Source organism: Alienimonas sp. DA493 (genome assembly GCF_043951915.1).
Taxonomy (GTDB): domain Bacteria; phylum Planctomycetota; class Planctomycetia; order Planctomycetales; family Planctomycetaceae; genus Alienimonas.
The window spans coordinates 24,034-31,772 of record NZ_JBINJD010000046.1 but is presented as its reverse complement, the minus strand read 5'-3'; the positions used below and the strand labels follow the sequence as shown (position 1 = coordinate 31,772).

5 protein-coding genes are annotated in these 7,739 nt (G+C 72.7%); 3 read left to right on the top strand and 2 right to left on the bottom strand.

Annotation, left to right across the window (positions count from 1 at the left end; translation table 11 throughout):
* Positions 1-1,906, top strand: a 1,906-nt coding sequence (locus tag ACG2DA_RS09350) for a polysaccharide biosynthesis/export family protein (protein WP_395255318.1), incomplete at its 5' end; no start/stop codon positions are given.
* 83 nt (positions 1,907-1,989) lie between these two features.
* Here ACG2DA_RS09350 and ACG2DA_RS09345 read toward each other — a convergent pair.
* Positions 1,990-3,024, bottom strand: a complete 1,035-nt coding sequence (locus ACG2DA_RS09345; protein ID WP_395255317.1) for a sugar transferase — start codon at positions 3,022-3,024, stop codon at positions 1,990-1,992.
* A gap of 161 nt (positions 3,025-3,185) precedes the next feature.
* Entirely contained in the window at positions 3,186-4,829 is a 1,644-nt protein-coding gene (locus ACG2DA_RS09340) for a GumC family protein (RefSeq protein WP_395255316.1), read from the bottom strand.
* A 411-nt stretch (positions 4,830-5,240) separates the two neighbouring features.
* Between ACG2DA_RS09340 and ACG2DA_RS09335 the strand changes: the two genes are divergently transcribed.
* Both ACG2DA_RS09335 and ACG2DA_RS09330 read left to right on the top strand, forming a co-directional pair.
* On the top strand, positions 5,241-6,512 hold the full coding sequence (locus tag ACG2DA_RS09335; protein ID WP_395255314.1) for an O-antigen ligase family protein: 1,272 nt from the start codon (positions 5,241-5,243) through the stop codon (positions 6,510-6,512).
* Positions 6,509-7,729, top strand: a complete 1,221-nt coding sequence (locus ACG2DA_RS09330; RefSeq protein WP_395255312.1) for a glycosyltransferase — start codon at positions 6,509-6,511, stop codon at positions 7,727-7,729. Before ACG2DA_RS09335 ends, ACG2DA_RS09330 begins: the two co-directional genes overlap by 4 nt.
* Positions 7,730-7,739 lie beyond the last annotated feature (10 nt).

Genomic DNA, 7,739 nt, shown 5'->3' with positions numbered 1-7,739 from the left:
CGGGCCGGCGTCGCGGCGGCTGGCCGCCGCGGCGTTGACGCTGTTGCTGGCGGCGACCTCCGGGTGCGCGGCGTTTCGTTCGCTCGAGGGCGTGCCCGCCGGGGAACTCTCGCCGGACTTCCGCCAGCCGGTTCGCAGCGGGCTGGAAACGATCGACCTCACCCTGCTCCGGCGGACCCCGCCGCCGCAGCACCGGGTGGACGCCGGCGACGTGCTGAGCGTCTACATCGAGGGCGTGCTCGGCGGATCGGACCAGCCGCCGCCGATCTCCAACGCCAACCTCGCCCTGGACCGGCCGTCGGTGGGCTACCCGATCGAGGTGCGGGAGGACGGCACCCTCGCCCTGCCCATCGCCGGGGCGGTGTACGTCCGCGGGCTGACCCTGCCGCAGGTCGAAGCGACGCTGCGCGAGGAGTTCACCGAACGCCGGGCCCTCTTGAAAAGCGGCCGGGAGCGGGTGCTCGTCAGCCTGCAACGGCCGCGAACGCACTCCGTGCTGGTGATCCGGCAGGAGTCGGGCAATCGGGAGGGCAACCTCGGGTCGGCCGGCACGGTCAACTTCGAACTCGACAAACGGGGCACCGGGCGGATCGTCGAGCTGCCGGTCTATCAGAACGACGTGCTGCACGCCCTCGCCGCCACCGGCGGCCTGCCGGGGCTGGACGCCCAGAACGTGATCTACGTTCTCCGCCGCCCCCGCCTGCAGGCCGTTCCCCCGGATCTCCACGCCCGCGACCTCACCCCCGACGAAGCTCCCGACGACGAGGCCCCCGCGGCCGCCCCCGGCCCGGACGAGGACGCCGACGAGGATTTCGAAGGATACGAAGGGGAACACGGCGCCCCCGAGCCGACGGACGAAGACGCCGCAGATGCGGAGGCGCGCCGCCCCGGAACCTTCCGGCCGGCCGCCCCGATGGCGGTATGGCGCGGACAGTCGCCGGACGCCCCGGCCCTGCCGGCCCCCGGCGCTCCGCGATTCGCCCTCCCGCCGGGATTCAGCTTGGACGCCCCGGCGTCGACGCCGGCTCCGGTCCCCGCGACGCCGATCGCTCATTCCGGCGCCACCGCGGCCCCGGCGGCCCTCCCGCCGGCCCCGATCTCGGTACGGCCGGCCCCGACGCCGTTGCCGCTCCGCGAGGAACCGGCGGCGGCGCCAACGAGCGACGGGCCGGCGTCCGGCGCCCCCGTTCCCGGCGCACGGGTTCCCGACGCACTGGCTCCCGGCGCCCTGGCTCCCGGCGCACCGGCCTTCGCCCCGGACGGTCGCCTGCGGGTGCCGGCGGAACGCTGCCCGGCGGACGGGTTCGGCGTCGCCGCGGCGACGTTCCCCGTCATGGGCGAGTTCCCCCCCTTCCCGCTGCCCGGTCGGTCGACGATGGGCGGTCCGCACGTGCTGCGGATTCCCGTGCGGCTGACGCCCGGCTGCCCGGTGCCGTTCACCGAGGAGGACGTCACCCTCTACGACGGCGACATCGTCTTCGTCGAGCACCGAGAACCGGACATCTTCTACACCGGCGGCCTGCTGGGCGGCGGGCAGTACCAACTCCCGCAAAACTACGACATCGACGTGCTGGAGGCGCTGGCGATCGTGCGGCAGCGGGGCGGCTCCACGGGCGCCGCCCCCCTGACCGTCGGCGGGCCGTCGTCGCTCAACCAGGACGTGACCGTCGGCGCCAGCCAACTCGTCATCCTCCGGAAGGACGAGCTCGGACGCGAATTGCGACTGGAGGTCGACCTCGAAGCCGCCCTCCGCGACCCTCGGGAGCGCGTGCTGGTGCGGCCGGGGGACTACCTCATCCTGCGATACACGAAGTGCGAGGCCTGCGGCGCCTTCGTGGAGCGGCTGATCTTCGACTCCATTCTCGACGCGTTCGCCAACGCGGCGCTGTTCCGGCAGGTCGATTGATCACCGCCGCGGCCGAGCGACGGGGGCGTCAACGTCTCCTCCCCGCTTCCCCGTGGAGGAGGGGGAAAGAAACGGCCCGCCTCCTACCGAGGCTTGTTGGGACGCACTTCGCGGAGGATCGCCCCGACGGTGCGGACCATCAGGGAGAGGTCCCCGCCGACGGTGCGGCGGCGGGCGTACCGCAGGTCCATACGGACCCACTCCTCGAACGGCACCGCCATGCGGCGGTCCTGCACCTGCCAGCCGCACGTCAGGCCGGGGGTGACGGAGAGGCGCCGCCGCTGCCAGGGACGGCAGGCCTCGGCCTCGGCGACCGGCAGCGGCCGCGGGCCGACCAGCGACATCTCCCCCTTCAACACGTTCCATAACTGGGGCAGTTCGTCGACGCTCGTTTTACGGATCAGGCGCCCGACGGGGGTGATCCGCGGGTCGTGCTCCATCTTGAACGCCGGGCCGTCCTGCTCGTTCTGGGCCAGCATCTCCGCCTTGCGGTCCTCCGCGTCCACGACCATGGAGCGGAATTTATAAAGGTTGAACACGCGCCCGCCCAAGCCGGCCCGGGGCTGCACGAACAGCGCCGGCCCCGGCGAGGTGAGCCGCACCGCGGCGTACACCGCCAGCAGCGCCGGCGACAGGACCGTCAGCCCGGCGAGGGCGCCGACCACGTCGATCGACCGCTTCCACAGGGGCATCGGCCGCACCAGCAGGGCTTCGACCGGCAGCGCGGCGGCGGGGTCCCGGTCGGCCACGGCCGACGGGTCGACGCCGGCCTCCGGCGCGGGGGCGGGCAGCGGGTGGGAGTAGAGCACGATCCTCCCGCGGTTCTCCGGGGCGTCCGCGGCGTGCCCGGCGGAGCGGAGGAACTGACGGGCGGCGGCGGCGTCGGCGTCCCACAGCACCAGGGCCAGCCAGCCCCGCTTGAGCCAGACCACGCGGTCGGTGGTGCGGACCCGGGCGGCCCAGGCCGCCGCCCAGGCGGCGCGATCCCCCGCGACCGGCGGCCGCAGCGTGACGACCGACAGCGGCCGCCCGCCGCGATCCGACCGCATCCGCTCCACCTCTAATAAATTGCGAAACGCCTCCGCGGAGAGCTCCTCCACCGCCACCGTATCCGGCACGAAGGCGCTCGGCGGAGCGAACGGAGGCCGGGACGGCGACGCGCTTGATTCCGCCGCCGGCGTGCGGACGGACCGCGGCGGGACCGACCGCGTCGCGTCGGGCGACGACGGGAGGGGAACGGAGGACGGCGGACGGTAGGACGCGATCTGCAACGGATGGCTCAGCGGGGAAGATCGACGGTTCCGTCGCCCGCGGCGGCGCCCGCGAACGCGGGACGTCCAGTCGGGCGGCGCCCGTTCGCCTCGACGGCGGGCTCCGGCTCGAACGCGACCGGGTCCTCGTCGGCGTTCGCACCGTCGTTCACGGTTTCCTCTTTCGCAGCCGGGGATGGCAGGACCGACAGCAATCCCAGGGCGACGGCGCCCCCGCTCGCCAGCAGGAAGGCGAGGATCGCCACCAACGGCTTGTTCGGGCTCACCGGTTTGAAGACCAACGTGGGCGGCTGAGCGACCTTCACGTTCGTGATCCGGCCGTCGGCCAGCTCGCGGTTCATGCGGGCCTGTTCCAGGCGCTCCGAGTACTCGCCGTATTTGGCGGCCAGCAGGTCCGTTTCCCGCTGGAGCCGCTCGATCTCCGCCTCGCGGGCGTTGAGATCCTTTAAATCGGCGAGCAGTTCCTCCCGCTGGGTTTTGATCGTTTGAATGCGGCGGTCGAGCGCCTCGCCGGCGGCCTGCTCCTCCAACGCCCGGAGGTGCAGGCCCTGCAGCGTCGGGTTGGTGGAGACGGCGGAGGCGTCCCCCGGCCCGCGAGCGGCGGCGAGCAACGTCTCGGCGGCGGCGAGGCGGTCGCGGACGGCCGCCACGTCCGGGTGCCGTTCTGTATAACTCGCGAGCAGTTCCTGCTCCCGCAGGCGGAGGCCGTCCACCTGCTTGCGGAGGGCATCGGCGGCGTCGTCCGCGGAGCCGCTGGCCACGGCCGCCCCGGCGCCGGCGGTCTCGTCCCCGGTCAGCAGAGCGGCGATCGCCTCCCGCAGGGCGGTGCGCTCCGCGGTTTTGGCGTCGCGTTCGGCGAGGGCCAGCAGCAATCGGTCGTCGGTCTGCTCCAATTGATGCTGCAACGCCGTCCGCCGCCCCTCGACGGTGGTCGCCTCGATCGCGTCCTTGGCGTCCCGCAGCCGTTCGCCGGCGGCGTCGTGCCGCTCGCCCAGCAGGGCGACCTGCTCCTCGAAGAATTCAAAGGAGCCGGAGCGGAACATCTCCAGATAGACGCTCTGAAAGGCGCCGAGAAATTCGGTCAACAGCGTCCGGGCCAACTCCGGGGAGTCCGCCCGGCAGGTGACGTCGATCACGGAGGACTCCTCCGCGCTCGACACGTCGAACGCCCTGAACAGGACCCGAACGGCCTTCTCCCGTTCCTCAAGGGCCTCCCGCTGCGGGTCGGCGTCGCCGCCGTCGCCGCCGGTCGCCGCGGCGAGCAGCCCGAAGATCGGGTCCGCCGGCGACCACCCGCCCTGTTCGAGGATCACCTCCGGCCCGACGCGATCGGCGACGCGTTCGAACACCTCCCGGGTGGTGATGACGTCGAGGACGGAATTGATCTCCGTCTTGCGGGACTCCTGCAGGGAGAAGGTCTGCCCGGTGGTGGCGGTCGGGTCCAGGCCGATGCTTTCGCGGCCGACGCGGACGAACAGCTTCGCCTCGGAGCCGTACTCCCGCGGGGCGAACGCCAGGCCGACGAACGCCAGCCCCATCACCACGACGAAAAACGCCAGCATCCGCGGCCACGCCCGCCGCACCGCCGTGGCGGCCAGCCGGAACGGAGCCGCCGGATCGAACGTGCCGGCGTCGGGCGGGGGAATCTGCACGGGCGGGACGGCCCCGGGAAGAAGGAACGGGATCGGGCGGGCGGGCGGGCGGTGGATCGGCTGCGGTCCCGCGGGCGGGGACCGCCCGGTTCGGCCGGCGGGACGTTCAATCCTAGATTCGCCCCGGGGGTCCCGCACACACCCGGGTTCCTGCCGCGGCAAATTTTGCCGAACCCGCGCTAAAGGACCAGATCCGAACGGTAGAGTGAACGGGCCGCCGGCTGCCGAACGTCGGGCCGACCGCCCGGGGGGACGGACCCCGCCCTCGTCTCGTCTCCCTGTTTCGACAGAGCGCACCGACCTCTCTTGCCGAGCGTCACGCCCACGCCCGCCGTCGTTCCTGCACGCCTTGCACCGCCGCTCGCGGCGTCGGCGCCCCCCCGCGCCCGTCGCTGGCCCCTGCCGCGACCGATGACGGCCCTGCTGTTCTGGGCCGCGTTGGCGGCGGTCTTTACGTTTACGCTCGATAAGGAGATGAATCCCGATCGGTCGGTCGATTGGGTGGCGCTGGTCAAACTGGCGATTCGGGCCGGGGCGGGGCTCTGTGCGGCGTGGCTGATCGTCACCGCCCCCGCGGCCCGACTGAAGGCGGCGTGGCCGTGGTTGCTGCCGGGGGCGGCGTTCGCGGCGTACGCGGTCGCCTCGGCGGCGTGGTCGCCGCTGCGGCGGATCACCCTGTTTCAGGCGGGTACGTTGGGTTCCCTCTACCTGACGGCGGTCGCCGTCGCCCTGTATGCGCCGCAGGCGAACCTCTCCCGGGTTTTAAGAACGTTCGCCGTCGTGCTGGCGGTCATCTCCTGCGGTCTGTTGGCCGCCCGCGTCGCGGCGCCGGACCTGGGGGTGATGCAGCGGGAGGGCGTGTCGCTGTTCCACGCCACGAACACCGCGGCGACGGCCTCGCTGGGGTTCATCCTGACGCTCGCCGCCCGACTGGGGTGGGGCTGGCGGTGGGCGAAGCGGCTGTGGCCGCTTGCGCTCCCGCTGCACGCGGCGGTGCTGGGGATTTCTTCGAACCGAATGGCGCTGATCCTGACCGCCCTGGCGGCCGCGGCGATCGTGTTCGTGCGGTTGGGGCCGCGGTGGCAGTTGACCGCGACAGTCGTTTCAGCGGTGTTGGGGACGTCGTACCTCGCCGTCGATCCCGGGCTGGACGCCGTGGACGCCGTCGCGGGGTCGGTCGGTGAATTTCTGTCCCGCGGACAGTCCGTCGGACAGCTGCGCAAGCTCTCCGGGCGGGAGGAGATGTGGACGAAAATGTGGGCTTCCTACCTCGAGGCCCCCGCCCTGGGGCACGGCTATTTCGTCACCTCGAAAACCGGCGTCATGCACGTCTGGTATACCAAGGGCAACTTCACCGCTCACAACCTGCTCCTCCAGGTTCTCGTCACCTGCGGGGCCGTCGGCATGGCGCTGTGGCTGACGGCGTTCGCCGCGGTCCCGGCCCTGGCGGCCTTCCGCCTGTTGCGCGAGCCGCGGTTCCGCTCCGTCGCGGCGCTCGCCGGCCTGCTGGGGCTGTGGGTGTTCGGCTGGGGGCTGACGAACGAATCCTTCATGGGGCCGTTGCAGCCGGAGTCCGTCCTTTACTTCTTTATTTACGGCCTCGTCGTCGGCACGGCCGCCGAGTTGGGGCGGACCGGGGGGGCGTCCCCGGAGCCGCACCCCGCGGCGGAGGGGGCGGCGTGAAGATCCTCGTCGTGCACGAACGCTACACCCAGCCGGGCGGCGAGGATCAGGTCTTCCTCGACGAGACGGCCCTGCTGGAGGCCCGCGGCCACACGGTGATCCGCTACGAGCGGCACAACGACGAGTTGGCCGCCACCGGCCGGCTGCGGCAGGCGGTCGAGACCGTCTGGAGCCGTCGGGCCGTCGGGCAGATCGACGCCCTGCTCCGCCGGGAGCGGCCGGACGTGATGCACTGTCACAACACCTTCCCGATCCTCTCGCCGGCGGTGCACCACGCGGCGGCGAAGCGCGGCGTGGCGACCGTCCAGACGCTGCACAACTTCCGCCTGATCTGTCCACAAGGGGCGCTCCGCCGCGACGGCCGCATCTGCGAGGACTGCGTCGGCCGCACCGTCGCCGCCCCGGCGGTCCGGCACGCCTGCTACCGCGGCAGCCGGGCCGCGACCGCCGCGACCGCCGCGATGAACGCCGTTCACCACACGCTGGGAACCTGGACGACGGTCGTCGACCGGTTCGTCGCCCTGACGGAATTCTCCCGGGATTTATTTGTCCGGGCCGGACTGCCGGGCGAGCGGATCGACGTGAAGCCGAACTTCGTCGCCCCCGATCCCGGCCCCGGACCGGCGGAACGCACCGGGGGCGTGGTGTTCGTCGGCCGGCTCTCCGAGGAAAAGGGCCTTCATACGCTGCTGGACGCCTGGCGGCGGGTGCGGAGCGACGCGCGACTCACGATCGTGGGCGACGGCCCGCTGGGCGAGGAGGTGCGGGCCGCCGCCGCGACCGACTCCCGCATTACGGCCGTCGGGCGCCGGCCGTTCGCCGAAGTTCTCGAACGGGTCGCCGCCGCCGAGGCGCTGGTGATGCCGTCGGTCTGGTACGAGACGTTCGGCCGGACCCTCATTGAGGCGTTCGCGGCCGGCACGCCGGTGATCGCCTCCCGGTTGGGGGCGATGGCGGAAATAGTGACCGACGGGGAGACTGGCGTGCTGTTCCCGCCCGGGGACGCCGCGGCGCTCGCCGCCGCCGTCGACGCCCTGCAATCCGACCCGCCCCGCCGCCGTCGTCTCGGGGCGGCGGCCCGCGGCGCCTACGAAGCTGGATTCACGGCGGACCGGAACTACGAACTTCTGCGAGCGATCTACGAGCGCGCCCTCGCCCGCCGCCGTCCCGCCTCCCCCGCCCTCCCCACAGCGTCCCGCCACGCGGCCCCCGCCTGACGCCCCGCCC

Excerpts from the sequence above, each read along its gene's own strand:
- ACG2DA_RS09335 (WP_395255314.1), top strand. The coding sequence starts at position 5,241 with ATGACGGCCCTGCTGTTCTGGGCCGCGTTGGCGGCGGTCTTTACGTTT.